28 protein-coding genes and 1 pseudogene are annotated in these 25,403 nt (G+C 64.4%); 28 read left to right on the top strand and 1 reads right to left on the bottom strand.

Translation table 11 applies throughout. The features are described 5' to 3' along the window. Positions 1 to 160: 160 nt before the first annotated feature. The 11 genes from O3W47_RS20635 to O3W47_RS20685 all read left to right on the top strand — a co-directional run bounded on the left by O3W47_RS20635 (position 161) and on the right by O3W47_RS20685 (position 8,876). Entirely contained in the window at positions 161 to 688 is a 528-nt protein-coding gene (locus O3W47_RS20635) for a hypothetical protein (RefSeq protein WP_137452177.1), read from the top strand. Next, positions 685 to 1,944, top strand: coding sequence for a DNA-packaging protein (locus O3W47_RS20640; RefSeq protein ID WP_170985751.1), 1,260 nt, complete (start codon positions 685 to 687; stop codon positions 1,942 to 1,944). The genes O3W47_RS20635 and O3W47_RS20640 overlap by 4 nt, the downstream gene beginning before the upstream one ends. Positions 1,945 to 2,532: 588 nt before the next feature. Beyond that, on the top strand, positions 2,533 to 3,171 hold the full coding sequence (locus O3W47_RS20645; RefSeq protein WP_137452176.1) for a hypothetical protein: 639 nt from the start codon (positions 2,533 to 2,535) through the stop codon (positions 3,169 to 3,171). A 43-nt stretch (positions 3,172 to 3,214) separates the two neighbouring features. Continuing rightward, entirely contained in the window at positions 3,215 to 3,538 is a 324-nt protein-coding gene (locus tag O3W47_RS20650) for a Dabb family protein (protein ID WP_236774931.1), read from the top strand. A 254-nt stretch (positions 3,539 to 3,792) separates the two neighbouring features. Further along, entirely contained in the window at positions 3,793 to 4,959 is a 1,167-nt protein-coding gene (locus O3W47_RS20655) for a phage portal protein (protein ID WP_174023962.1), read from the top strand. Between the two features lie 196 nt (positions 4,960 to 5,155). After that, on the top strand, positions 5,156 to 5,476 hold the full coding sequence (locus tag O3W47_RS20660) for a DUF6107 family protein (RefSeq protein WP_020808622.1): 321 nt from the start codon (positions 5,156 to 5,158) through the stop codon (positions 5,474 to 5,476). A 28-nt stretch (positions 5,477 to 5,504) separates the two neighbouring features. Then, on the top strand, positions 5,505 to 6,077 hold the full coding sequence (locus O3W47_RS20665; protein ID WP_269314502.1) for an HK97 family phage prohead protease: 573 nt from the start codon (positions 5,505 to 5,507) through the stop codon (positions 6,075 to 6,077). 30 nt (positions 6,078 to 6,107) lie between these two features. Further along, a complete protein-coding gene (locus tag O3W47_RS20670) occupies positions 6,108 to 7,376 on the top strand; it encodes a phage major capsid protein (protein ID WP_137003130.1) in 1,269 nt (422 codons plus the stop codon). A gap of 199 nt (positions 7,377 to 7,575) precedes the next feature. After that, positions 7,576 to 8,145 (top strand): head-tail connector protein, encoded by a 570-nt coding sequence (locus O3W47_RS20675; protein ID WP_127758214.1) that lies wholly within the window; start codon positions 7,576 to 7,578, stop codon positions 8,143 to 8,145. 3 nt (positions 8,146 to 8,148) lie between these two features. After that, the gene (locus O3W47_RS20680; protein WP_127758215.1) at positions 8,149 to 8,484 is read left to right on the top strand and encodes a phage head closure protein; all 336 of its coding nucleotides are present in this window, start codon (positions 8,149 to 8,151) and stop codon (positions 8,482 to 8,484) included. After that, positions 8,481 to 8,876: a DUF3168 domain-containing protein gene (locus O3W47_RS20685; protein WP_127758216.1), complete on the top strand. Its 396-nt coding sequence runs from the start codon at positions 8,481 to 8,483 to the stop codon at positions 8,874 to 8,876. Before O3W47_RS20680 ends, O3W47_RS20685 begins: the two co-directional genes overlap by 4 nt. Positions 8,877 to 8,883: 7 nt before the next feature. On the opposite strand, the gene O3W47_RS20690 is transcribed toward O3W47_RS20685, so the two are convergent. Beyond that, positions 8,884 to 10,083 (bottom strand): MFS transporter, encoded by a 1,200-nt coding sequence (locus O3W47_RS20690; protein WP_269314503.1) that lies wholly within the window; start codon positions 10,081 to 10,083, stop codon positions 8,884 to 8,886. A gap of 90 nt (positions 10,084 to 10,173) precedes the next feature. Here O3W47_RS20690 and O3W47_RS20695 point away from each other — a divergent pair, with 90 nt between their 5' ends. The 17 genes and pseudogenes from O3W47_RS20695 to O3W47_RS20775 all read left to right on the top strand — a co-directional run bounded on the left by O3W47_RS20695 (position 10,174) and on the right by O3W47_RS20775 (position 25,359). Further along, entirely contained in the window at positions 10,174 to 10,581 is a 408-nt protein-coding gene (locus tag O3W47_RS20695) for a phage major tail protein, TP901-1 family (RefSeq protein ID WP_142846187.1), read from the top strand. Beyond that, complete coding sequence (locus tag O3W47_RS20700; RefSeq protein WP_269314504.1) at positions 10,581 to 10,940, top strand: gene transfer agent family protein; 360 nt, start codon at positions 10,581 to 10,583, stop codon at positions 10,938 to 10,940. The genes O3W47_RS20695 and O3W47_RS20700 overlap by 1 nt, the downstream gene beginning before the upstream one ends. After that, positions 10,937 to 11,146 carry a rcc01693 family protein gene (locus tag O3W47_RS20705; RefSeq protein WP_080856124.1) on the top strand — a complete coding sequence of 70 codons (210 nt, stop codon included), beginning with the start codon at positions 10,937 to 10,939 and terminating at the stop codon, positions 11,144 to 11,146. Before O3W47_RS20700 ends, O3W47_RS20705 begins: the two co-directional genes overlap by 4 nt. A 70-nt stretch (positions 11,147 to 11,216) precedes the next feature. Further along, complete coding sequence (locus tag O3W47_RS20710) at positions 11,217 to 11,798, top strand: phage tail tape measure protein (RefSeq protein ID WP_125144628.1); 582 nt, start codon at positions 11,217 to 11,219, stop codon at positions 11,796 to 11,798. Between the two features lie 56 nt (positions 11,799 to 11,854). Beyond that, positions 11,855 to 12,494: pseudogene (locus O3W47_RS20715) on the top strand (phage distal tail protein, Rcc01695 family). Beyond that, the gene (locus O3W47_RS20720; RefSeq protein WP_269314505.1) at positions 12,491 to 13,375 is read left to right on the top strand and encodes a DUF2163 domain-containing protein; all 885 of its coding nucleotides are present in this window, start codon (positions 12,491 to 12,493) and stop codon (positions 13,373 to 13,375) included. Before O3W47_RS20715 ends, O3W47_RS20720 begins: the two are co-directional and overlap by 4 nt. Continuing rightward, positions 13,372 to 13,806, top strand: a complete 435-nt coding sequence (locus O3W47_RS20725; RefSeq protein WP_142778920.1) for a C40 family peptidase — start codon at positions 13,372 to 13,374, stop codon at positions 13,804 to 13,806. Before O3W47_RS20720 ends, O3W47_RS20725 begins: the two co-directional genes overlap by 4 nt. 15 nt (positions 13,807 to 13,821) lie before the next feature. Next, the gene (locus O3W47_RS20730) at positions 13,822 to 17,622 is read left to right on the top strand and encodes a baseplate multidomain protein megatron (RefSeq protein WP_269314506.1); all 3,801 of its coding nucleotides are present in this window, start codon (positions 13,822 to 13,824) and stop codon (positions 17,620 to 17,622) included. Between the two features lie 34 nt (positions 17,623 to 17,656). Further along, entirely contained in the window at positions 17,657 to 17,863 is a 207-nt protein-coding gene (locus tag O3W47_RS20735; protein WP_035262738.1) for a hypothetical protein, read from the top strand. A 136-nt stretch (positions 17,864 to 17,999) separates the two neighbouring features. Then, positions 18,000 to 18,254, top strand: a complete 255-nt coding sequence (locus tag O3W47_RS20740) for a hypothetical protein (RefSeq protein ID WP_003497070.1) — start codon at positions 18,000 to 18,002, stop codon at positions 18,252 to 18,254. Positions 18,255 to 18,348: 94 nt separating this feature from the next. After that, a complete protein-coding gene (locus O3W47_RS20745; protein WP_003509815.1) occupies positions 18,349 to 19,020 on the top strand; it encodes a response regulator transcription factor in 672 nt (223 codons plus the stop codon). Further along, positions 19,010 to 20,410, top strand: a complete 1,401-nt coding sequence (locus O3W47_RS20750) for a sensor histidine kinase (RefSeq protein ID WP_269314507.1) — start codon at positions 19,010 to 19,012, stop codon at positions 20,408 to 20,410. Before O3W47_RS20745 ends, O3W47_RS20750 begins: the two co-directional genes overlap by 11 nt. A 105-nt stretch (positions 20,411 to 20,515) precedes the next feature. Next, on the top strand, positions 20,516 to 20,944 hold the full coding sequence (locus O3W47_RS20755) for a hypothetical protein (RefSeq protein WP_080818775.1): 429 nt from the start codon (positions 20,516 to 20,518) through the stop codon (positions 20,942 to 20,944). 161 nt (positions 20,945 to 21,105) lie between these two features. Then, positions 21,106 to 22,269 (top strand): c-type cytochrome biogenesis protein CcmI, encoded by a 1,164-nt coding sequence (gene ccmI, locus O3W47_RS20760; RefSeq protein ID WP_269314508.1) that lies wholly within the window; start codon positions 21,106 to 21,108, stop codon positions 22,267 to 22,269. Further along, positions 22,266 to 22,778, top strand: coding sequence for a cytochrome c maturation protein CcmE (gene ccmE / locus O3W47_RS20765; protein ID WP_080817359.1), 513 nt, complete (start codon positions 22,266 to 22,268; stop codon positions 22,776 to 22,778). Before ccmI ends, ccmE begins: the two co-directional genes overlap by 4 nt. Beyond that, positions 22,775 to 24,766 (top strand): heme lyase CcmF/NrfE family subunit, encoded by a 1,992-nt coding sequence (locus O3W47_RS20770; RefSeq protein WP_137452160.1) that lies wholly within the window; start codon positions 22,775 to 22,777, stop codon positions 24,764 to 24,766. Before ccmE ends, O3W47_RS20770 begins: the two co-directional genes overlap by 4 nt. A 125-nt stretch (positions 24,767 to 24,891) precedes the next feature. Then, positions 24,892 to 25,359, top strand: a complete 468-nt coding sequence (locus tag O3W47_RS20775) for a cytochrome c-type biogenesis protein (RefSeq protein ID WP_269314509.1) — start codon at positions 24,892 to 24,894, stop codon at positions 25,357 to 25,359. Positions 25,360 to 25,403: the final 44 nt, after the last annotated feature.

Genomic DNA, 25,403 nt, shown 5'->3' on the forward strand with positions numbered 1-25,403 from the left:
AGCCCAAGTCTTTGGGCTGAAAGAAAGTCCCTCCGTCGCGCAGACGCGCGCCGACTGAATTCCTGTGACAAGCACAGGAATGAGGGTGAGTGAGGTGCATGCAAATGTGCCTTGTTCCCACGCTCGTCTTTATTTGTTCTTTCTCTCGCAGGCCAATCCCATGACAATGTCCAGCAATTGCGATCCGGCGCTCTACGGCGTCTGGCCGGAAACGCCCGCCTATGCGGGTGAAGACATGCCGGGAGCCGCGCCGGAGACGAAGTCTCGCGCCGACAGGCTGGCTGCCGAAGATGCGGCGCGCAACGGCAGCCTGCGGCAATTGCTGAACGAGCTGACGGAGGAGATGCGCGAGCAGTTCTGCATGTACCGCAATCTCCGGCAGGCAAGCGAAGCGGCCTTTCTGGCGACGGCGGAAGACGCTTCGGGCAAGCTGGCGCGCGCCGATGTGAAGGCTGCGACGGACCAGCTTTCGCTGATCGTGCGCACGCTGGAGCGGATCGACGCCCTGCAACGGGTGCTGGCGGAAGAAAGGGAAGCTCTTTTCAGCGAAGACGAAACCGAGGCCGGGGATTACGAAGCGGCGGTGGCGCATTTCCTCAACCGCATCGACGAACTGGCTGAACAGAAATGCCGCGCGAAGATGGCGGCCTATCCGGCCCGCAGCCCCTCCACAGAAGCCGACACATGACGGATATGCCGACCGGACCCCATCTGCCGGCGCAGGTCTTCAATCTTCTGCGCGACTGGCGTTTCATCGGCAACCTGCCGCAGCAGCCGCCGCAAGGCGACTGGCGGACATGGCTTTTGATCGGCGGGCGCGGTTCCGGCAAGACGCGTGCCGGGGCGGAATGGGTGCATCGTGTCGCATCCGCCGGCAAGCAGTCGGATTTGCGCATCGCGCTCGTGGCCGAAACGCTGGGCGACGCCCGCGAGGTGATGATCGACGGCATTTCCGGCATCTGCCGTATTGCCCGCCGCCATCGCCCCGCCTTCGAGGTCTCGCGCCGGCGGCTCCTGTGGCCGAACGGCGCGATGGCGCAGGTGTTTTCCTCGGAAGACCCGGAAAGCCTGCGCGGCCCGCAATTCCACATGGCCTGGGCGGATGAGCTGGGCAAATGGAAATATCCGCAGGAAACCTGGGATATGCTGCAATTCGGCCTGCGTCTGGGTGAAACGCCCCGGCAACTGGTGACCACCACGCCGCGGCCCATTCCGCTTTTAAAGGCGCTTCTCGCCGATCCGACGACACGGGTGGCGCGGATGCCGACCGCCATGAATGCGCGCAACCTCTCGCCCGGTTTTCTCAAAGCCATGCAGGACCGCTATGGCGGCACCCGGCTGGGGCGTCAGGAAATCGGCGGTGAATTGATCGACGAGCGCGAAGGCGCGCTGTGGAAACGCGCCGATCTGGAAGCGATAATCGAAGCGGCGCATGAGCCGCTCACGCGGATCGTGGTGGCGGTAGACCCGCCCGCCGGCGTGGGTGAACATTCCTGCTGCGGCATTGTCGTGGCGGGGCTCGGCATGTCCGGGTGTCTTAACGTGCTTGCGGATTGTTCGGTGGAAGGCGAAACGCCGGCCGGCTGGGCCCGCGCCGTGGTTGCCGCCTTTCGCCGCCACGAGGCGGACCGGGTGGTGGCGGAGGTCAATCAGGGCGGCGAGATGGTGCGCGCCATGCTGCAGAGCATCGACGCCAACCTGCCGCTGACGCTGGTGCGGGCGAGCCGCGGCAAATTCACCCGCGCCGAGCCGGTCGCCGCACTCTATGAGCAGGGCAGGGTGCGACATGCCGCACGGTTTGAAAAGCTGGAAGACCAGATGACGGATTTCGGGCCGGATGGTCTTTCGTCGGGGCGCTCGCCGGATCGGCTAGATGCGCTCGTCTGGGCGATAACCGCGCTGACGACGATGGTGGTGAGTGAACCGAAGGTGCGGGGGATGTAACTTCGTGGGTGATTGGCTCAGGTGAATGCATGCCAATTGCAGGCCGAGCGGATACCGCCTGTTTCTTCTCCCGGCGGGGAGAAGGTGGCGCGCAGCGCCGGATGAGGGGGCCACGGTCAAGATGCGCTGGGAGAGTAAAGAGAATGCGCTGAGAGAATAGAGAGAGGCGGAAAGCTTTCCCCCTTATCTGACCCTTCGGGCCATCTTCTCCCCGGCGGGGAGAAGAAATTGGCTGAGCCATAGTCGCCGAATTCAGACGTCTGGCGGATATTATTTCTTCGGGGATTGCGCCGGTTTCGGCTGGGAGCCGGTTTCACGCATCTGGCGCCACTCGTTTTCGAGACGGTCATAAACGGTCTGGGGGATTGTCGCTGTCATGGTGGCATTCCTCCTTGAATGGTTAACGCTGCGGGATTGCGCGGTGAATGGAGTTAGCGCGCTAAGGTTCCGGAATTCAAGGAATTTTTTACCCCAAAACCCCGGGGCGCGGATTAAAATCGATTAAGGTTTTTTCAAATCGATTTAGTTCCGGCGGCCTGCATGTGGAAAAACCGGGCGTCGTATCGCCCATTATTTTCAGGAGCCATCATGGCCTATGACGAGGCGCGATTCTTCGCGTCGGCGCGGATTTCCATTTTTGGCGGTCGCCCGCGCGCGGCCCAGCTTGCCGGCACGAAAACGATGCTGGCAGGGTTCGAAAAGTCGATGCCGGGCGGCGATCCGCGCTGGCTCGCCTATATGCTGGCGACGGCCTTTCACGAGACGGCGGCGACCATGCAGCCCGTGCGCGAGACATTGGCGGCAAGCGATGCCGAGGCGATGGCAAGGCTCGACCGCGCCTTTGCGGCGGGCAGGCTGCCGATGGTGCGCAAACCCTATTGGCGGCCGGATACGGAGGGTAAAAGCTGGCTGGGGCGCGGCTTCGTGCAACTGACGCACCGGCGCAATTACGAGGCCATGTCGGCGCTGACCGGCGTCGATCTCCTGGAGCGGCCGGAACGGGCCATGGAGGCGGAGGTGGCCACCGCTATCCTGATCCACGGCATGGCGGGCGGCGGCTTCACCGGCCGCAGGCTCGCCGATTTCTTCAGCGACGGGCGCGAGGATTGGGACGGCGCCCGCGCCATCATCAATGGCAGCGACCGGGCGCGGCTGGTGGGTGGTTACGGGCGCGCATTTCATCGCGCGCTTGTCGCCGCGCGGATTGAACCGGGGCGGGCCAGATGATAACCCGTTACCCGGTGCCGAAAAGGCCGTCTTTTAAGTTTGCATGACAGGTGACACCGTGATCCGCCATATCGTCTTTTTCACCGTTCCCGAGGAAAACCGCGACGCCGTGCGCAGGGGGCTTTCGGGCCTCACCGCGATACCGCATTCGCTGAAGCTGGAAATCGGCGAGAACGTGAAGAAGGACCAATGGGGCAACTCGGTCGATTTCATCGTTTATGGCGAGTTCGAAAACGAGGCGGCGCTGGCCGCTTACAAGGCCGATCCCGCTTATGATCTTTCGACCCGCACGGTAAAGCCGCTGCGCGAGACCCGCGTTGCCGCCGATTTCGACAGCGATAAGGCGGTGAAAGCGCCGATCCGGTAACGAGCCGTTTCGGCAGCGAAAGTGACGTGCATCCGTACGTAGTCTGCTGAGAACGGGAGAAGCCTTTCCTCCGTCGTAGGTGCTGAGGCCCCATCTCCCTCATTCCTGTGCTTGTCACAGGAATCCAGCCGGCGCGCGTCTGCGCGGCGGAGGGAGTCTTTTCAGCCCAAGGACTTGGGCTGGCTGGATCCCTGTGACAGGCACAGGGATGAGGGCATCGGCGCCTGAGCCGCCATCAAAACAAGGACAACTCCATGCGATTTCCCTTTTCCCTGCCGTGGCTGCGCCCGGCGGATGGCAGAGCCGTGCCTGAAAGCCGGAAAATGGCCGATGGCTTCATGGCGGTTGCCGTGCAGGGCGGGCAGGCCTTCTGGTCGGGCCGGTCCTATGCCGCACTTGCCCGCGAGGGCTTCATGAAAAACCCGGTGGCGCACCGGGCCGCCCGCATGGTGGCGGAGACCTCGGCTTCCGTCAGCTGGCTACTTTATGATGGCGAAGAGGAACTCGCCGATCACCCGCTCCTGGCGCTGCTCTCAAAACCGGGCGCCCATATGGGCGGGCCGGATTTTTTCGAGGCGCTTTATGGTCACCTCATGCTCGCCGGAAACGCCTATATCGAACCGTTGACGGTGGGCGGGCGGCTGCGAGAGCTGCATCTGCTGCGGCCCGACCGGGTCAGCATCGTCGAAGGGCCGGATGGTTGGCCGGTGGCCTATGATTACCGCGCCGAGGGCCGCGCCTCCCGGCGCATCGCCGCCGAGCGCGACGGGCTGGGGCTGCTGCATCTGAAACTTTTTCATCCGCTGGATGACCGGGCGGGTTTTGCGCCGCTCGCCTCCGCAGGGGCCGCGCTCGATCTGCACAATGCCGCAAGCCAGTGGAACAAGCGCCTGCTCGACAATTCCGCCCGGCCATCCGGCGCGCTGGTCTACCAGCCGAAGGAGGGCGGCAATCTCTCCACCGAACAATATGAGCGGCTGAAGCGCGAGCTGGAGGAAGGTTATCAGGGGGCGATGAATGCCGGCCGCCCGCTGCTGCTGGAAGGCGGGCTCGACTGGAAGGCCATGGGTCTTTCCCCGCGCGACATGGATTTTCTCGAGGCCCGCAACGGGGCGGCGCGCGATATCGCGCTTTCGCTCGGCGTGCCGCCGATGCTGATCGGCATTCCCGGCGACAATACCTATGCCAATTACCAGGAGGCGAACCGCGCCTTTTATCGTTTGACCGTCCTGCCGCTCGTTTATCGCACGGCGGCGAGGCTCTGCGGCTGGCTTTCTCCGGTCTTCGGCTCTGGGCTGAGGCTCGAACCCGATCTCGACAAAATTGCCGGGCTTGCCGGCGAGCGCGATGCGCTCTGGTCCCGCATCGGCGCGGCCTCGTTCCTGAGCGACGAGGAAAAGCGCGAAGCGGTCGGCTACTGAGAAGAAAGAACGGCGCTCTCGAAACGGGCGGCGTCAGCTGAATCATTTTCTGAAGAAGCGGAATCTCCCTGTGAGGTATTCCGCCCAAGCTTCTCCGAAGATTCGCAAAATCACCCGGCGCAGGCGCGCAAAAAACGCCTGCGTGCGACGCGCCGCGTCCGCCCGATGACCACATCCTAGAACGGAATGATTACCCATGTCTGAATTCGCCAATGAGGCCGGCATCTGGGCCGCCCGCATCACCGGCGCCGTGGCGGGCGCGGGTGTGTCGCTCGTTTATCTGCTGCCGAAAAGCAAACGCGAGGCCGCGAGCCGTTTCATCACCGGCGTTTCCTGCGGCATGATCTTCGGCGGGCCTATCGGCCTGTGGATCGTGCAGCAGCTCGATATCGCCGGCGCGCTTTCGGGCCGGGAAATCATGGTGGCGGGTTCCGCCGCCGCCAGCATGGGCGCGTGGTGGGGGCTGGGCGTGCTGGTGCGCATCGCCGACCGTTACGGCGCGCGCCCGCGCGCCTGACACTTCCTTCACATCGCAGGAGTTTTCCATGCACGTTTATCGCGGGCCGCGCCCCGCCACGCGCAAATTCGCCAATCTGGAACTGCGCGGCATTGCCAGCGACGGCACCTTTTCCGGTTATGCCAGCGTTTTCGGCGAGGTCGATCTCGGTCAGGATGTCATCGAGCGCGGCGCTTTCCGCCGCTCCATCGAGGAGCGGGGCGCAGCCGGCATCCGCATGCTCTACCAGCACGATCCGGCCGAGCCCATCGGCGCCTGGCGCACCGTCCGCGAGGACGAGCGCGGCCTTTATGTCGAGGGCGTTCTCGCCCCCGGCGTCGCCCGCTCCCGCGAGGTGCATTCGCTGATGAAGACCGGGGCGCTGGACGGGCTGTCCATCGGCTTTCGCACCGTACGTTCCGGCAAGGCGGCCAGCCAAGGTGTCCGGCGCATCCTGGAGGCCGATCTGTGGGAAATCTCGGTCGTGACCTTCCCGATGCTGCCCTCGGCGCGCGTTTCCGACGTCAAGCATGCCCGCTTCTTCCGCGACCGCGAGACCGAGCTGGTGCGCAGCATGCGCCGCGCCGCCCGCTCGCTGTTCGACACGACTTTCAAACGCTGACCTCAGGCCAATCACCAACAAGGAAACGACATGACAGACCAGATGACGAAACCGGCCCCGATGACCGTCGCGCCGCAGGTGAAGGCCGTGCCCGACACGGTGACAGCGGCCTTCGACGAGTTCATGGAGGCCTTCGAGGCCTTTCGCGAGACCAACGACCAGCGGCTTGCCGATATCGAACGCAAGATGGGCGCGGATGTCGTGACGCGCGACAAGCTCGACCGCATCGACAGGGCGCTCGACGACAACCGCCGGATCATGGACGATCTGGCGCTCAAGAAAGCGCGTCCCGCGCTTGGCCGCAAGGATGCGCTTTCCCACGATGCCGAAGAGCACAAGGCTGCTTTCGAGGCCTATATCCGTCGCGGCGAGGAGGGCGCGCTGCGCGATCTGGAGGCCAAGGCTTTTGCCGGTTCGACCGGTGCCGATGGCGGTTTTCTGCTGCCGAACGAGACGGATGGCGAAATCGGCCGGCGCATGACGGCGATTTCGCCGATCCGTGCGCTGGCGACCGTCCGGCAGGTTTCCGCCGCCGTACTGAAAAAACCCTTTTCGCCCGGCGGCATGACAACCGGCTGGGTCTCCGAGACGGCGGCGCGCCCGCAGACGGCAACGCCGCAGCTTGCCGAGCTTTCCTTCCCCACGATGGAGCTTTACGCCATGCCGGCGGCGACACAGGGCCTGCTGGATGATGCGGCCGTCGATATCGAAGCCTGGATCGCTTCCGAAGTGGATATCGCTTTCGCCGAACAGGAGGCCGCCGCCTTCATCGCCGGCGATGGCGTCAACAAACCCAGGGGGTTCCTTTCCTATACCGCCGTCGCCAATGATGGCTGGAGCTGGGGCAATATCGGTTATGTCGCAACCGGCGTTTCGGCGGGTTTCGCCTCGGCCGGGCCGATGGATGTGCTGCTCGATGCCGTTTATGCGCTGAAGGCCGGCCACCGCCAGAACGGAACCTTCCTGATGAACCGCAAGACGCAAGGGGCGCTGCGCCGCTTCAAGGATACCAGCGGCGCCTATCTGTGGCACCCGCCCGCCGCCGCCGGCCAGCCGGCCTCCTTGATGGGCTTTCCGGTGACGGAGGCGGAGGACATGCCGAATGTGGCGGCCAACAGCTTCGCCATCGCCTTTGGCGATTTCCGTGCCGGCTATCTCGTCGTCGACCGTACCGGGGTGCGCATCCTGCGCGATCCCTATTCGGCCAAACCCTATGTGCTGTTCTACACCACCAAACGCGTGGGCGGCGGCGTGCAGAATTTCGAGGCGATCAAGCTGGTGAAATTTGGGGTGAATTGAACCTCGACGGTGCCGCTCCTTTCTTCTCCCCGGACGGGGAGAAGGTGGCCCGAAGGGCCGGATGAGGGGGCTACGTTGCCGGATATCTTTACCCTTGCCCCCTCATCCCGCTGCCGCGGACTTCTCCCCCATGGGGAGAAGAAATTCGTTGCACCCGCTCGCTCATCCAGCCTGTAATTGCCGTCATCCCGGAGACCCCATGACCTATGCCCTCATTCATCCGCCGCAGGCGGAGCCGCTGACGCTTGCCGAGGTGAAGGCGCATCTGCGTCTCGACAGCGGCGATGAGGATGCGCTTCTTGCCGCGCTCATCCGCACCGCCCGCGAGCATCTGGAACGCACGACTGGACTTTGCCTCATCCGTCAGACCTGGCGGCTTTATCTCGACCGGTGGCCTGAGAACGGCGTGATTCCGATTGCCAGGACACCGGTGCAAGCCATCGAGACTATACTGGTTTTTGACGGTGAGGGGCGCTCGGCGGATATCACCGCCGGGGAAAAATTGCTCGATGGCGCGGCGCGGCCGGCAAGGCTGTGGCTGCGCGATCTTCCCGCTCCGGGACGGGCGATGAACGGCATCGAGATCGATTTCATTGCCGGCTATGGCGAAGCGGGAACGGATGTGCCCGACACGCTGAAACGCGCCATGCTGGTGCATGTGGCGCAGATGTTTGCCTTTCGCGGCGCGGTTGCCCCGGAAAACCAGCCCGCCGCTATTCCCGCCGGCTACGAGCGGCTGGTGGCGCCTTTCTGCCGTCTGGGGCTTTGAGACATGAACCTTGTTTTTCTCGATCCCGGCAAGTTGACGGCGCGGCTGGAACTGGAGGTGCGGACCGAAACGCCGGACGGGCAGGGCGGTGCTGCCGAAAGCTGGAATTTCCTGCGGTCGCTCTGGGCTGCGATCGAACCCGTTTCGGAGGCGTCGCATGAACGGGCCTCGGCCGAGGGCGTGACGATCACCCACCGCGTCTGGCTGGCTTACCGCGGCGACATCGCCGCCGGCCTGCGCTTTCGCAGGGGCCGCCGCATTCTGGCGATCCGGGCGGTGATGGACCCGGATGAGACCCGCCGCTTCATTGTCTGCCGCTGCGAGGAGGAAAGCCGATGAGCGCCGCAAACCTGCTTCTGCAGGCAATTTTCGCAAGGCTCGGCAGCGATGCGGCACTGACAGCGCTCATCCCCGGCGGCATCGTCGACCGGCTTCTGCCGCGCGTGGCTCTGCCATGCATCGTTATCGACGATCTCGAAAGCCGGGACTATTCGACGGCGACGGAAAAGGCCGAGGAGCATTTCCTGTCGCTGCAGATATGGAGCGACGCCAATGGCCGCAGGGGTGCCGGCGAAATCGTCGACCGGGTGAAGATCCTGCTCGATGATGCCGCACTGCCGATTGCCGGCGTCTCTCTCGTCAATCTGCATCTTCTTTCCAGCCGTTCGCGGCGCGAGGCGAAGACACGGAATTTCATCGCGGAAATGCGCTTCAGGGCGGTGACGGAGTAGCGCCGTTTCAGGAACCGTGCCTGCGTACGGTTTTCCACAGAACGATCAGCAGCAGAAACGAAATGCCGATCAGCACGGAGGCGATGGTGAGCATGGCGGATACGCCGCCGCGATCGAGCGCCAGGGTGAAGACGACCGGCGCCACGGCAATGGCGAGGTTCTGCGGCAGGGAGATGCGCGCGGCCTGAAGCCCATATTCTTCCGGGGAAAATACCGCGAGCGGCAACACGGCCCGGCTGACGGTGAGCACGCCGGCGCCGAAGCCGAAGAAAACGATGAAGCCGATGAAGGCAGGCATGGCCGGGGCAAAAAAGAGCAACAGCAGCAGGGAGAAGAGCAGCAGACAGAAGCCGATCATGGCGGTGAGGAAGGGATTTCCGTGCTTCCCGAGCAGGAAATCCAGCCCGCGCGCCGTAATCGCAAGGACGCTGCGTGCGGATGCCAGTTGCACCGCAAGCGATTGCGTCGCGCCGGCCTGAACCAGAAGCAGCGGCAGGAGCGGTGACAGGCCGAAGGTCGTGAACGCGCTGATCGTCGTCATGGCGGCCAGCAGCACGAAGGCGCGCCGCGTATCGACCGGTGAGGGCGACATCGCCGTTGCTTCTTTCGGCTTTGCCTCTTTTCGGGCCGGCCGGCCGGGAAGCACGAAAAGATAGAGCGGCAGCAGGATGAAGATTTGCAGACAGGCATAGGCGGCAAGCGTGCCGCGCCAGCCGAGATGCTGATCGGCAATGGTGGTGACCGGCAGGAAAACCGCCGCCGAAAGCCCGGTGAACAGCATCAGCAGCGTCAGCAGCCGGCCGCTTTCCGCGCCCACGCGTTCCACCACGGCCGCATGGGCCGCCGTCGTCAGGCCGCAGGTTGCGGCAAAACCCATCACGGCCCAGCCGAAGAGATAGCTCACCGCCCCGCCCGCGAGGGCGAGCACGGCAAAGCCGGCCGCGAAGAATACCGAACCGGCCGCCAGCACCGGCGCCGCGCCGTGGCGCATCAGCATTCGTCCAAGCAATGGGCCGCACAGGGCGCTGATGGTCATCATGATCGTGAGGCCGGCGAAAACCACGCCGTTGGTGATGGCCAGTTCCTTACCGATCCGTGGCCCGAGGACGGCCAGCATATCGAAACCGCTACCCCAGCTCACGATCTGCCCGACCGCAAGCACGCCGATAAGGCGCGCGCGAGACGTCATGGGGGCAGCGTCGGACATGGTGAGATCGCGGGGTGCGAGGTGCAGGAACGCTTTTGGTAGCAGGCCCGTCGCAGCCCCGCAACATCAATCGAGACGAAAGGAAACAACATGGTGGCGCAGAAGGGCAAGGACCTGCTGCTGAAGATCGACAATGCCGGTTCCTATGCAACCGTCGCGGGGCTGAGGACAAAGCGGCTGGCCTTCAATGCCCAGGCGGTCGACGTGACGGATGCCGAAAGCGCGGGGCGCTGGCGGGAGCTTCTTGCCGGCGCCGGTGTGCAACGGGCGTCGCTCACGGCCTCCGGCATCTTCAAGGATCAGGCAAGCGATGCGCTGGTGCGCGGCGCATTTTTTGCGGGCAGCATTTCCGGCTGGCAGATCGTCATTCCCGGTTTCGGCATCGTTACCGGGCCGTTCCAGATCGTGGCGCTCGAATATTCCGGCCGTCACGATGGCGAGGTGCAATTCGAGATCGCGCTGGAATCGGCCGGTCTTCTCGCATTCGGAGAGCTGTGATGGCTGAGCGTTTGCGTTACGGGCGGGCGAACCGCCATCGCGGCGAGATCGAAGCGCTGATCGACGGCGAAAGGCGCGTTCTCTGCCTGACGCTCGGCGCTCTCGCCGAACTCGAAACCGCCTTTGCAGCCGACGACCTCACCGCGCTCGCCGAACGTTTCGCGAGCGGCCGCATGAAGGCGGTCGACATGATAAGGGTGATCGGCGCGGGCCTGCGCGGTGCGGGCAATGTCTTTTCCGACGAGGATGTGGCCGCCGCCACGGTGGAAGGCGGCATTGCCGGCCATGCCGCCATCGTCGCCGATCTTCTGACCGCCACCTTCGGCGGCCTGAAAGGCGAGACGCCAACGGACCCTTGAGCGCCGCAGCAGGCGAGGCGACGCCGCGCCCGTTCCCCTGGGAGGCGGCGATCCATGCCGGCTTCTGCCTGCTGCGGCTCTCCTCCGAAACCTTCTGGCGGCTGACCCCGCGAGAATTCTTCGCGATGACGGGTGGCAACGCCGTCCACCGCGGCCCCGACCGTCAGTCGATGGAAGCGATGATGCGGCGGTTTCCGGATGGGTAAGTTGATCCCCTAAAACGATCAAGCATTTCAAAAATTTATGGTTCCGATTTGAATCAGAAAGGCAAGCGCGATGGCGGGCGAAGGATCGATGGCGGAGAACCGGGAAGAGGCGGAGGCGCTGTCCGAGGTGATGGGCGATCTCGAGCGCCGATCCGAGCGGTTCGGCGCGGCCCTGACCTCGGCCCTGCAGGCGGCGACGGCGGGCGGCAAAGGGCTGGACGATGTGTTGCGCGGGTTGGGACAGCGGCTGTCCGGCATCGCACTCTCGGCCGGTCTGAAACCGCTTGAGGGCATGATCGGCAATGCCGTCAGCGGGCTTTTGAACGGCGGCGGTTCGCTGTTCGCTTTTGCCGACGGCGGTGTGCCGGGACGCAGCATCACGCCCTTTGCCGATGGCGGCGTCGTTTCCAGCCCCGCCTTTTTTCCGATGGGTGGCGGGCTTGGCCTGATGGGCGAGGCGGGGGCGGAAGCGATCCTGCCGCTGAAGCGCGGTTCGGATGGCGCTCTCGGCGTTGCTGCACCGTCCGGCGGCGGCGGGGCGCAGATCGTTTTTAACGTGACGGCGACGGACGCTGCGAGCTTTCGGAAAAGCGAAGGTCAGATCGCCGCCATGCTGGCGCGCAGCGTCGGGCGCGGCCAGCGCGGATTGTGACGCACGCGCGTCCTCCCACGGTTCAAGACCATCGAAAAGAATCCAGGAACAACGACATGGCGGCATTTCATGAAGTGCGGTTTCCGCTGCGGCTCGCGCTCGGGGTGAGCGGCGGGCCGGTGCGGCGGACGGACATCGTCAACCTGTCCAATGGCCGCGAAAGCCGCAACCAGCGCTGGAGGAACGCCAGACGTAGCTATGATGCCGGATCCGGTATCCGCTCCGTCGCCGATCTTTATGAGGTGCTCGCCTTTTTCGAGGCGCGGCGCGGCGAGCTTTACGGCTTTCGCTTTCGCGATCCGGTGGATTTCAAATCCTGCCCGCCGGGAGAGACGCCCGCCGCGACCGATCAGAGGATCGGCGCCGGGCGACGGCGTGACAGCGGGTTTTCAGTTGCGGAAGACCTATGCCGACGCGGGCGGCTCCTTCGTGCGGCGGATCGAGAAACCGGTCGAAGGCTCGGTCATGGTTTCGGTCGAGGGGGTAAAGGTCGAAGCAGCTGATGTGGCGGTCGATCATGTAACCGGAATGATCGTGTTCCGTGCGGGGCGGGTGCCGCCGGCCGGCGCCGCGATCCGCGCCGGTTTCGAATTCGACGTGCCGGTCCGCTTCGGGATCGACCGTATCGACGTGAACCTGACCGCTTTCGAGGCGGGCCGCATTCCCTCCATTCCACTGATGGAAATCCTGCCATGAAAACCATTCCTGCCGCCCTTGCCGGGCATCTCGGGCAAGATGCGACGACCACATGCCATTGCTGGAAGGTGACGCTGAAGGACGGTGCGGTGATCGGTTTTACCGATCATGACGAGGCAATATCACTCGGTGGTCTGTCCTACCTCGCCGCCAGCGGCTTTTCTGCCAGCGATAGGGACGGCGAAACGGGACTGGGTGCCGGCGCCGGGGAGGTGGCGGGCGGTTTTTCGAGCGAGGCGATTGCGGAGGGCGATCTGGCCGCCGGGCGTTTCGATGGGGCGAGGGTGGAGCTTTTCCTCGTCAACTGGCAGGCGCCTGACCAGCATGTGCTGCTGAACAGGCGCGAAATTGGCGAGGTGACGCGGGCAGGCGGGGCATTTCGCGCCGAGCTGCGCAGCCTTGCCCATCGCCTCGGCCAGCCGCAGGGCAGGGTCTATGGGCGGCGCTGCGACGCCGCCCTTGGCGACAGGCGTTGCGGTGTCGATCTGGCCCGCTTTACCGGGCATGGCAGCGTGGCGGCGGTGGATGCTTCGGGCGGCCTGCTCGTTTCCGGGCTCGATGCCTTTGCCGATGGTTTTTTCAGCCGGGGAAAGTTGCGTTTTCTGACCGGTCCGCTCGCCGGCAAGGGGTTTGATCTCGACGGGCAGGAGCGGCGTGACGGCGGGGTGCTTCTGTCCTTCTGGCTGCTGCCGGAACAGCCGCCTTTGCCGGGAGATACGTTCTCCGTCACCGCCGGCTGCGACAAGAGTTTTTCCACCTGCCGGGCGAAATTCGCCAATCATCTGAATTTCCGGGGCTTTCCGCATCTGCCGGGGGCGGATTTTGCCTATTCCTATGCGGCGGGCGGCGAGAGCCACGACGGCGGGGCGCTGTTTTCATGAGCGATCCCGGCGAAAGAGTGCTGGCGCTCGCCGAAGGCTGGATCGGCACCCCCTATCGGCATCAGGCCTCGTTGAAGGGTGTCGGCTGCGATTGCCTCGGCCTCATTCGCGGCATCTGGCGCGACCTTTACGGCCACGAACCGGAATTGCCGCCGCCCTATGCGCCCGATTGGGCCGAACGCGGCGGCGAGGACCGGCTGATGGCGGCGGCAAAACGCCATTTTCCGGCGGTGGCGGGCCTGGAAGAGGCAAGGCCGGGAGACCTGCTGCTGTTCCGCTGGCGGGCCGATGCGGCGGCCAAGCATCTGGGCATTCTGGCCGGTCCGCAGCATTTCATCCATGCCTATGAACAGGCGGCGGTGGTGCGTTCGGCGCTGGTGCCGGGCTGGCGGCGGCGCATCGCCGGCGTCTTCCGTTTTCCCGATCCCTGATTTTTCGAGGCAAGCATGGCGACAATCGTTTTTCAGGCGGCGGGCGCGGCACTCGGCGGCATTTTCGGTCCTTTGGGCGCGGTAATCGGCCGGGCGGCTGGGGCGCTGGCGGGCAATGCCATCGACCGCACGCTGCTTTCGAACGGACGAACGGTAACGGGCGCGCGGCTCTCCACGGCGCGCATTCCGGGGGCGGATGAGGGAGCGGCGATCAACCGGCTTTACGGCGCAGCACGGATCGGCGGCACGCTGATCTGGGCGACGCGTTTCGAAGAAAGCGTGGAGGTGCAGCGGCGTGGCGGCAAGGGCAATCGTGGTCCGAAAGTGGAGACCTTTCGGTATTTCGCCAACGTCGCCATCGGCCTGTGCGAAGGCGAGGCGGCAAGGGTGCGGCGCGTCTGGGCCGATGGGCGGGAGGTGGACCTGAGTGCCGTGGAGATGCGCTTTTATCCCGGCAGCGAGACGCAAATGCCCGACCCGCTGATCGAGGCGAAGCAGGGGGCGGGCAATGCGCCGGCCTTTCGCGGGCTGGCCTATGTGGTGTTCGAACGCCTGCCGCTCGACGGTTTCGGCAACCGTATTCCGCTCATGCAGTTCGAAGTGGTGCGGCCGGTCGGCCGGCTGGAAAAATCCATCCGCGCCATCACCGTCATTCCGGGCGCCACCGAGCACGGTTACGCCACTGCGCAGGTTTGCGAAAGGACGGGGATCGGCCAAAGCCGCATCATGAACCGCAACGGCCTGACCGCCGCGACCGACTGGGATGCTGCGATCGACGAGTTGCTGGATCTATGCCCCAATCTTGAGAGCGTGGCGCTGGTGGTGAGCTGGTTCGGCACGGATATGCGGGCGGGGGAATGCCGCATTCTGCCGGGCGTGGAAGTGGCCGGCCGAGACGGGGAAACCACGCCATGGTCCGTCGCCGGCCTGTCGCGCGATGAGGCGCATCCTGTCAGCCATCATGGCGGCGGCCCGGCCTATGGCGGCACGCCGAACGACGAAAGCGTGTTGCAGGCGATCGCCGATCTCAGGGCGCGCGGCCTTCGGGTGTGCCTTTACCCCTTCGTGATGATGGATGTTCCCATCGGCAATAGTCTGCCGGACCCCTATGGCAAAAGCGAGCAGGACGCCTATGCCTGGCGTGGGCGCATCACCTGCTTTCCCGCACCCGGCAGGGCCGGCTCCGCGGATCGCAGCACGGGCGCACGGGCGCAGGTTTCCGCCTTCTGCAACCGCGATGAAGGCTATCGCCGTATGGTGCTGCATTATGCGGCGCTGGCGGCCCGGGCGGGGGGAGTGGATGCCTTCCTGATCGGCTCGGAGCTGCGCGGGCTGACGTCGCTCAGGGACGAGAACCATGCCTTTCCCTTTGTCGGGGAATTGCTGCGGCTGGCGGGCGATGTGCGGGCGATATTGGGGCCGGCGGTGAAGCTGACCTATGCGGCGGACTGGAGCGAATATTTCGGCCACCAGCCGGCGGACGGCTCGGGCGACGTGTTCTTCCATCTCGATCCGCTCTGGGCGAGCCCGAATATCGACGCCGTCGGCATCGACAATTACATGCCGCTTTCCGACTGGCGCGACGAGGATACCGCAAACGGCAATCCGGACGGCATGACCGGCCCGGACGATGCCGAAGGTTTCCGCCGCGCCATTGCGGCGGGAGAGGGTTTCGACTGGTATTATGCCAGCGATGCAGACCGGACGGCGCGGCGGCGCACGCCGATTACCGACGGGATGCGAGGCAAGCCATGGGTGTTCCGTTACAAGGACCTGCGCAACTGGTGGGGAAACCTCCATTTCGACCGGGTGCGGGGAACCGAGAAAGCCATGCCGACGGCATGGGCGCCGCGCTCGAAGCCCATCTGGTTCACCGAACTCGGCTGCCCGGCGGTGGACAAGAGCGCGACGCGACCCAATGTCTTTCCCGATCCAAAATCGGCGGAAAACGCCTTTCCCTATTTTTCCCGCCGCAACCGCGCCGACAGCCAGCAGCGACGGTTTCTGGAGGCGCATCTCGACCATTGGGGAAAGGGCGATGCGGCGATGGTCGATGCAAACCGGGTCTATCTGTGGACCTGGGATGCACGGCCTTTCCCTGCCTTTCCGCAGAATGGCGCGGCTTGGAGCGATGGCGGCAACTGGCGCACCGGCCACTGGCTGAACGGTAGGCTGGGAACGGCCACACTTGCCGATACCATCGCCGCCATCCTCACCGATCACGGCTTTTCCGACTTCGATGTTTCCGCCGTCAGCGGCGATCTGGGAGGTTATGTGCAGGGCGACGTGACCTCGGCCCGCAACCTCTTGGAGCCGCTGATGGCGGCGTTTCAGGTGGATGTGGCGGAAGATGGCGGAACCCTGCGCTTCCGCTCCCGCAATACGGCGGTCTTGCCGGTGCGGGATATTGCCGTGCTGGCAGATCTGGAGGACGAGCCGCTCTGGTCGGAAAATCGCGGCCATGACAGCGATTTCGCCGCTGAAGCCGTGCTGACGTCTTTCAACCCGGCGCTGGACTACGAGCAGGCAAGCGCAAGGTCCCGCCGCATCGACAATGCCGGCAGCCGGGTGATGCGGCTCGATCTTAACGCTGCCCTGCCTGCGGAAACGGCGGAAGCCGCCGTCGAGGCGTTGTTGCGCGACAACCGGCAGGCGCGGCGCAGCCTGCGCTTTGCTCTGCCGCCTTGCGATATCGCGCTTGAACCGGGTGATTGTATCCGCCTGCCGGAAGGGGCTTTTCCGCAGGCGCCGGCAGGGCGGTTTCTGGTTAGCCGGATCGAGGACGGCGCAGTGCGGCAGGTGGAGGCGCGGGCCTTTTCTGCTGCCTTTCCGGTCTTTGCCGGCGGTGCGGAGGAACGGCGCAGCAGCGGCGCAAGCGGAGCCGAAGGTTTCGCGCCCGAAGTGCTGTTTCTCGATCTGCCCTACCATGACGGCACCGCGCCGGAGGATTCGGCGCGGATTGCGGCGCTTGCAAAGCCCTGGCGGCCAATCATCATTTCCGCGTCGCCGGGCAGGGAAGGTTACCGGCAGCGCGTGCTGCTGGACCAGCCGGCGATGATCGGCGCGCTGGCAATGCCGCTGACATCGGGCCCTTCCGGCCGCTTTGATCGGAAAAACACCGTTGTCGTCGATCTGCCCTTCGGCGAGGTATCGTCGGCCGGGGAGCTTTCGGTGCTGAACGGCGAGAACCGTCTCGCCATCAAGGCGGCGAACGGCGTGTGGGAAATCGTCGCTTTCGTAAAAGCCGAGGAAATCGCACCCGCACGCTGGCGGCTCTCCTCTCTCCTGCGGGGGCTCGCCGGCACGGAAGACGCGCTCGCCGCAGGCGCGCCGAAAGGTGCGCCGGTGGTGGTTCTGGATGCGGCGGTGCAGCCGCTCGGTCTTGCCGCGAGCGAGCGCGGACGCCGCCTGAACTGGATTGCGGAAGCCGCCGGAATGGTGGGCGCGCCGAGCGGTCCTTTTGCCTTCGAGGGCGGCCTGCGGGCGCTGACACCGCTCGCGCCGGTGCATCTTGCCGCCGAGCGGCGCGGCGACGGCGTTTTCATCAGGTGGAAACGCCGGGGCCGGGTGGAGGCCGACGGCTGGGATGCGAGCGACATTCCGCTGGACGAGCCCTTCGAGCTTTATCGCATCGAGGTGCTGGACGGCGAGACCGTGCGGCGCATGGCGGAGGTTTCGCAACCCTTCTGGTTTTACCCCGCCGCGGACGAACTCACAGATTTCCCGGCATTGCGGGATCACATTTCCGTGCGTGTCCGAATGCTCGGCCGCGCGGTGCCCCCGGGCGTGGTGGCTGAGGCCACCCTCCCCATCTGACATGTGCCTGAAAAACAACGCAAAGGATGAGACTATGGACAGCACCAAAGCATGGTATCAATCGCGCACGATCTGGGGCGCCCTGGTCGCGGTTTTCGCACCGCTTTTCAGCATCGCCGGCCTCGATCTGCCCGCCGGTCTGCAAGGAGAACTTGCGGACGGGCTGGTGACGGTTGCGGGCGGAATCGGTGGTCTGGTCGCACTTTACGGCCGCCTTTCCGCGACTAGCGCCATTCGCTGACAGCGCCCGCGACCACGCCGTTCCCGCCTTGCGCCCATGCGGCGGGGGCGGCATTCATTTGCCATTCAGACGCTTTGCGCTACATATTCGGTCACAATACGGTTCGAGACGCACCCGGTTTTTGGAAGTTTGTAGAATGGCATCACCTCTCATCATCGCGACGCTTGCAGCCGGGCTTTCCGGTTTCACGGCGCCCGAGGCTGATCTGCAGGGCCATTACATTCTGGCGGCGAGCGATTGCGGCGCAGCCGTCGCCCGCGTCGTGCGCGAAACCGGCGGTCAGCTGCTTTCGGTCTATCCTTCCGGTGACGGTCAGTCCTGTGTCGTCACCGTTCTCGTCCAGGGCAACGGCGAACGCCCGCGCAAGGTGACGATGCGCGTGCCGATGTAGCTTGCCCGCATCGCCGAAATATCGGAAAACAATCCGACACATTTAGCATGACCGGCGACGCGCCTGCGAGCCGGGACACAGGAAAGGGCGGACAATGCGTATTCTCGTTGTTGAGGACGATGCCAATCTCAATCGTCAGCTGACCGATGCGCTGAAAGAAGCCGGTTATGTCGTCGATCAGGCATTCGACGGCGAGGAAGGCCATTATCTCGGCGATACCGAGCCCTATGACGCCATCGTCCTCGATATCGGCCTGCCGCAGCTGGACGGCATCACCGTCGTTGAAAAATGGCGTGCGGCCGGCAAGGCCATGCCGGTGCTCATCCTCACCGCCCGCGACCGCTGGAGCGACAAGGTCGCCGGCATCGACGCCGGCGCCGATGACTATGTGACGAAGCCTTTCCATGTCGAAGAAGTGCTTGCCCGCGTGCGCGCGCTCATCCGCCGCGCCGCCGGCCACGCCTCTTCCGAACTGGTGTGCGGCCCGGTCCGGCTCGACACCAAATCCTCCAAGGCCACCGTCAACGGCACGACGCTGAAGCTCACCTCGCACGAATTCCGGCTGCTATCCTATCTGATGCACCACATGGGCGAGGTCGTCTCCCGCACGGAGCTGGTCGAACACATGTACGATCAGGATTTCGACCGCGATTCAAACACCATCGAGGTGTTTGTCGGCCGTCTGCGCAAGAAGCTCGGGGTTGATCTGATCGAGACGATCCGTGGTCTCGGTTACCGGATGCAAGCGCCGGCAGATGCGAAGTAATTCCCTCACCGCCCGCGTTCTGCTGCTCGCCTCGCTCTGGTCGGTGCTGGCGCTGGTGGTGATCGCCGTCGTGATCTCGACGCTTTACCGGCAGGGGGTGGAGCGCAGCTTCACCGATCTTCTGAGGGCGCAGCTTTATAACGTCATCAATTCCGTGACGATTTCCAATGAGAACACGCTGGCGGGCAGCCCGCAGCTCGGCGATCTGCGCTTTTCGCAGCCCGATACCGGCTGGTACTGGGTTGTCGAGCCGCTCGGCAATTTCCAGACCGCGCCGCTGGTGTCATCGTCGCTCGGCGTCTCCACTTTGCCGGTGCCGAGCATTCTCGATGCGCCCTTCGACAACCGGTATGAGCGCTTTTATGCCGTCACCGACGAGGCCGGCAATCAGGTGCGCGTGGCGGAAACCGAAGTGGTGCTGGACGGTGAGGGCCGGGCGGCCCGTTTCCGTGTCTCCGGCAATCTGAACGTCGTGGAAGACGATGTGCGCGATTTCTCCAACAGCCTTTATCTGGCGCTCGCCGTTTTCGGTGTCGGCAGTCTGGTCGTCAACGGCCTTGCCATTCTCTACAGTCTCAGACCGCTCGATCAGGCACGCGTGGCGCTCGGCAAGATCAGGGGCGGGGAGGCGGAAAGCCTGGAAGGTGAATTCCCGCGTGAAATCCAGCCGCTCGCCAATGAGGTCAATGCGCTGATCGACAGCAATCGCCGCCTCGTGGAGCGCGCCCGCATGCAGGTCGGCAATCTCGCGCATTCGTTGAAGACGCCGATCGCCGTACTTTTGAACGAGGCCCGCACGCTGGAGCCGCAGCACGGCGATCTGGTGCGCGCACAGGCGGACGCCATGCAGGCGCAGGTGCAATCCTATCTCTCCCGCGCCCGCATCGCCGCCCAGCGCGGCTCGATCCTTGCCCGCGTGGAAGCGGAGCCGGCGCTGGAACGGCTGGTGCGGGTGATGCGCCGCCTGAACCCCGAAAAGCAGTTCGTGCTGAATTTCGAGCAACCCGGCGCGGTGCTCGGCATGGAGCAGCAGGATCTGGAAGAGGTCGTCGGCAATCTTCTCGAAAATGCCGCGCGTTTTGCGCAGACGCGCGTGGTCATCACGCTTGCGACCGGCACGCACCCATCCTCCGATGCGGAAATCGCCCGTCGCTCCTGGGTGGAGCTGACGGTGGAGGACGACGGGCCGGGGCTTGAGCCGGAACAGATCAGCGAAGCGATGAAGCGCGGGCGGCGGCTGGACGAGAGCCGGCCGGGCACGGGCCTCGGCCTGTCGATCGTTTCCGAGGTGGTGTCAGAGTACCATGGCCGCTTTTCGCTGTCGCGCAGCGCCATTGGCGGCCTGAAAGCCGATCTGATTTTGCCGGGCCTTTCGAAAGAGCTTGCGTGAGGCAAGAAAAAAGGCAAGAAATTCAATGGCGATATATTAGGTGCAATGCGGTAGGAAAGAGGACAGGGTTTGGTTGACGTGTATGATGGCTGCCGCTCCGTGACAATGCGCTCGCTGGTGTCACGCCCGGCACTTCTCTCGATCCTGTGCGTATCGATGCTGAGCGCCTGCACCACCACGGGCACCCGCCCGGCGGGCGGCGGCCTGTTCGGTCGTTCGTCACAGCCCTCGACGCCGTTCCTTGCCAACCTGGAAGGCGGCATTGTCGGGCGAAGCGGCGTGCAGCTCGACAGGGGTGACCAGACCAAGGCGCTGGAAGCCGAATACAAGGCGCTGGAAACGGCCCCCGTCGGCACGCCGGTTTCCTGGACCGGCGATGACGCCAAGGGACAGGTGGTCGCCAATGCGCCCTATCAGGTCGGCAACCAGAATTGCCGGCAATATTCGCACACCCTGACGGTCGACGGACGCGAAACCAGGGCGCGCGGTGCGGCCTGCCGCAATGCCGATGGAAGCTGGTCGCCGCTGACTTGAAATAGTTTGACGTAAATCAAGGTCACGGGCCTTTTGCGATGACAAGAAGGGGCATGGCGGTGCAGCCGGGAGATGGCCTGCGGTGCGGCGTGATGTCTCAAATTCACGTCATCCCCGCGCTTCATGTTTCCATGTGCCGCGCATTCGAGTAATTGAGCCTTATGTTCTGGATTGTCGTTGCGATATTGACGGCGGCTGTCGCCATCGTCCTGATGTACCCGCTGATGCGGAAGACCGAGGCGCCGCAGACGCGCCGCGACGGTGAGGTCGCCGTTTATCGCGATCAGCTCGCCGAACTGGACCGCGAACGCGCCGCCGGCCTCATCGGCGACACCGAGGCGGATTATGCCCGCGCCGAAATCGGCCGTCGGCTTCTCGCCGCCGCCGAAGCGGAAGAGCAATCCGGCAAAGAAACCCGGCCGCGCCGGCACAATCTCGCCGCCAGCCTCATTACGGTTCTGTTGCCCGCGCTCGGTCTCTGTCTTTACATCTGGAACGGCAGTCCGGAGGTGCCGGACATGCCGCTCGAGGCGCGTCTTGAAAAGCCCGGCAACGACATGAACCTGCTGGTCGCCCGGGCGGAACGGCATCTGGCGCAGAACCCGGAAGACGGCGCCGGCTGGGATATCCTCGCGCCGATCTATTTCAAGACATTGCGGCTTGGCGACGCCGAGCTTGCCTATCGCAATGCGCTTCGTATTCTGGGACCGAGCCCGGAACGGCTGACGGGCCTTGGCGAAACGCTGGTGGCCGGCAATGACGGCATCGTCATCGAGGCCGCGCGGGATGCGTTTGCTGAGGCCGAAGAGCTGAAGCCCGGCAATCCGCGCGCCCGCTTCTATCTGGCGCTGTCGCTGGAACAGGCCGGCAAGGCCGAGGAAGCACGCGCCGCCTTCACCGCGCTGGCGGCCGATGCACCGGCCGGTGCGCCGTGGCTGCCGCTGGTGCGCGAGCATATCGCCCGGACCGGCGGCGCGGCGACCCCTGCCGCACCCGGCCCGACCGCTGAGGACATGGCGGCGGCAAAAGACATGACGGCGACCGACCGGCAGGCAATGATCGAGGGCATGGTGGCGAGCCTCGACGCCAAGCTGAAGGAAAACCCGGCCGATTTTGAAGGGTGGATGCGTCTCGTTCGCGCCTATTCCGTGCTGAAGAACGAAGCCAAGGCCGGAGAAGCGCTGCGGGCGGGGCTGAAGGCCTTCCCGCCGGAGGGCGAGCAGGGCAGGCAGCTTCTGGCGCTGGCGAAGGAACTGGGCGTTTCGGCCGGACCGATCCGCATGAACGGGCAGCAGGATGCCGCGCCGCAGGGAGTGACGCAATGACCCGCAAACAGAAACGCCTAGTGATCATCGGCGGCGGCATGAGCTTCATCGTTGCAGCGGTGCTGCTGGTCATGTTCGCCTTCGGCCAGTCCATCGCCTATTTCTACATGCCGGCCGATCTGGAGAAGACCCCTGTCAATCCCGGCACCCGCATCCGCCTTGGCGGGCTGGTGGCGGAAGGCTCGATCAAGCGCGGCGAGGGCCGCACGGTGAGCTTCACGGTGACCGACGGTGAAGCGAACGTGCCGGTCAGCTATACCGGCATCCTGCCCGATCTTTTCCGCGAAGGGCAGGGCGTGGTGACCGAAGGCATGTTCGATGCCGCGACCCACGGTTTCGTGGCCGACAGCGTTCTGGCCAAGCACGACGAAAACTACATGCCGAAGGAAGTGGCCGACCGGCTGAAGGACAAGGGCCTGTGGCAGCATGCCGGAGACGGCGAGGAACCAGCCGCCGCAACGCCAGCGGCCAGCGCACCTTCTTCCGACAAGACCGGAGCGACCAGATGATCAACGAGATCGGCCATTATGTTCTGGTTCTGGCGCTCGGTGTGGGGCTGATCGTCTCGACGCTGCCGGTCATCGGCGCGCGCCGCAACGACCGGGCGCTGATGGATGTCGCCTCGCTCGGCTCGGTCCTGATGTTCCTGCTGGTCGCCTTCTCCTTCGCGGCGCTGACGCGGGCTTATGCTGTCTCGGATTTTTCCGTGCGCAATGTCTGGGAAAACTCCCATTCGCTGATGCCGATGATCTACAAGCTCACCGGCGTTTGGGGCAACCACGAAGGCTCCATGCTGCTGTGGCTGCTCATCCTGGTGTTTTTCAGCGCGCTTGTCGCCGCCTTCGGCCGCAACCTGCCGGAAACGCTCAAAGCCAATGTTCTTGCGGTGCAGGCATGGATTTCGGTCGCCTTCCTGCTGTTCATCCTGCTCACCTCCAACCCGTTCCTGCGGCTGGAGCCGGTTCCCGCCGAGGGGCAGGACCTCAATCCCATTCTTCAGGACTTCGGCCTCGCCATTCATCCGCCGCTGCTCTATCTCGGTTATGTCGGCTTTTCCGTCTGCTTCTCCTTTGCCGTTGCGGCGCTGCTGGAAGGACGCATCGACGCCGCCTGGGCGCGCTGGGTGCGGCCATGGACACTCGCCGCATGGACCTTCCTGACCGCCGGCATCTCCATGGGCTCCTACTGGGCCTATTACGAACTCGGCTGGGGCGGCTGGTGGTTCTGGGACCCGGTGGAAAACGCTTCCTTCATGCCATGGCTTGCCGGAACGGCGCTGCTGCATTCGGCGCTCGTCATGGAAAAGCGCGAGGCGCTGAAGATCTGGACCGTGCTTCTGGCGATCATGACCTTTTCGCTGTCGCTGCTCGGCACCTTCCTCGTCCGCTCCGGCGTGCTGACCTCGGTCCACGCCTTCGCCACCGATCCCAGCCGCGGCATCTTCATTCTCGGCATTCTGACCGTCTTCATCGGCGGCGCCTTCGCGCTTTTCGCATGGCGTGCACCTTCCCTGAAGGCCGGCGGCCTGTTTGCGCCGATCTCGCGCGAAGGGTCGCTTGTCCTCAACAACCTCATCCTGACGGTCTCGACCGCGACCGTGCTGATCGGCACGCTCTATCCGCTCATTCTGGAAACGCTGACGGGCGAAAAAATCTCGGTCGGCGCGCCTTTCTTCAACCTCACCTTCGGTCTGCTGATGATCCCGATCCTGCTCGTCACGCCTTTCGGGCCGATGCTCGCCTGGAAGCGCGGCGATCTTCTCGGAGCCTTCCAGCGGCTTTATGTGGCGGCAGCGCTTGCGGCCCTTGCCGGGCTGACGCTCTGGTACATCGAAAATGGCGGTCCGGTGCTGGCCGCACTCGGCATCGCCGCTGGTTTCTGGCTGATCTTCGGCGCTTTCGCCGATCTCTGGTATCGCGCCAATTTCGGCAAGCTTGCCTTCGGTATCGCGTTTCGCCGCCTGAAGGGCCTGCCGCGTTCGGCCTTCGGCACGGCGCTGGCGCATATGGGGCTCGGCATCACCGTGCTCGGCATCGTCATCGTCACCACTTTCGAGACCGAGACGGTCCTGGAAATGAAAGAGGGCATGGCGGCGGAAGCGGGCGGTTACAGCCTGACCTTCGATGGCGTCCGCCACGCCGTCGGCCCGAATTTCACCGAGGATCGCGGCCATTTCACCGTGCGCAAGGCGGGGGTGGAGGTGGCCGATGTCTGGTCGTCCAAGCGGCTCTATACCGCGCGGCGCATGCCGACGACGGAAGCCGGCATCCTGACCTTCGGCCTCAGCCAGCTTTATGTCTCGTTGGGTGACCCCATGGCCGATGGCGGCATGGTGGTGCGCATCTGGTGGAAACCCTTCATCCTGTGCATCTGGGGCGGCACGCTGTTCATGATGGCGGGCGGTTTCATCTCGCTCTCGGACAGGCGTTTGCGGGTCGGAGCGCCGAATCGCAAGGCGAAACCGGTGCGGGCTGCAATGCCGGAGGCGGCGGAATGAGTGTGGTCTTGCTCCCCTCATTCCTGTGCTTGTCACAGGAATCCAGCCGACGCGCGTCTGCGCGGCGAAGGACTCCTCTCAGCCCAAGGACTTGGGCTGGCTGGATTCCTGTGACAAGCACAGGAATGAGGGAGAGAGTGGCAAGGCTTGCTCTTCTTCTCACCCTCGTCTTCGCTGCAGCCTCTCCGGCCTTCGCCTTCAACCCGGATGAAGTCCTCAAAGACTCCGTGCTGGAGCAGCGCGCCCGCAACCTCACGTCTCAGCTCCGCTGCATGGTCTGCCAGAACCAGTCCATCGACGACAGCAATGCGGAGCTCGCGCGTGACCTTCGGGTTCTGGTGCGCGAACGGCTGGTCGAGGGTGACAGCGACAAGGCCGTCATCGATTATGTCGTGTCGCGTTACGGCGAGTTCGTGCTCCTGAAACCGCGTCTCAGCCTGCGCACCGTGCTTTTGTGGGGCGCGCCCATCGGTCTCACCCTTGCGGGAATTTTCGCCGTCTTCGTGTTTTCGCGCCGTCGCGCAAGCCAGGAACAGCCGCAGAAACTGAGCGCGGACGAAGAGATGAGAATTCGCAATCTCATTGAAAAATAACCGTTTTTCATTTTTCCCCACGGTTCTTTTTCAACATTACGGAT

The sequence above is a fragment of the Agrobacterium sp. LMR679 genome (genome assembly GCF_027157905.1).
Taxonomy (GTDB): Bacteria; Pseudomonadota; Alphaproteobacteria; order Rhizobiales; family Rhizobiaceae; genus Agrobacterium; species Agrobacterium leguminum.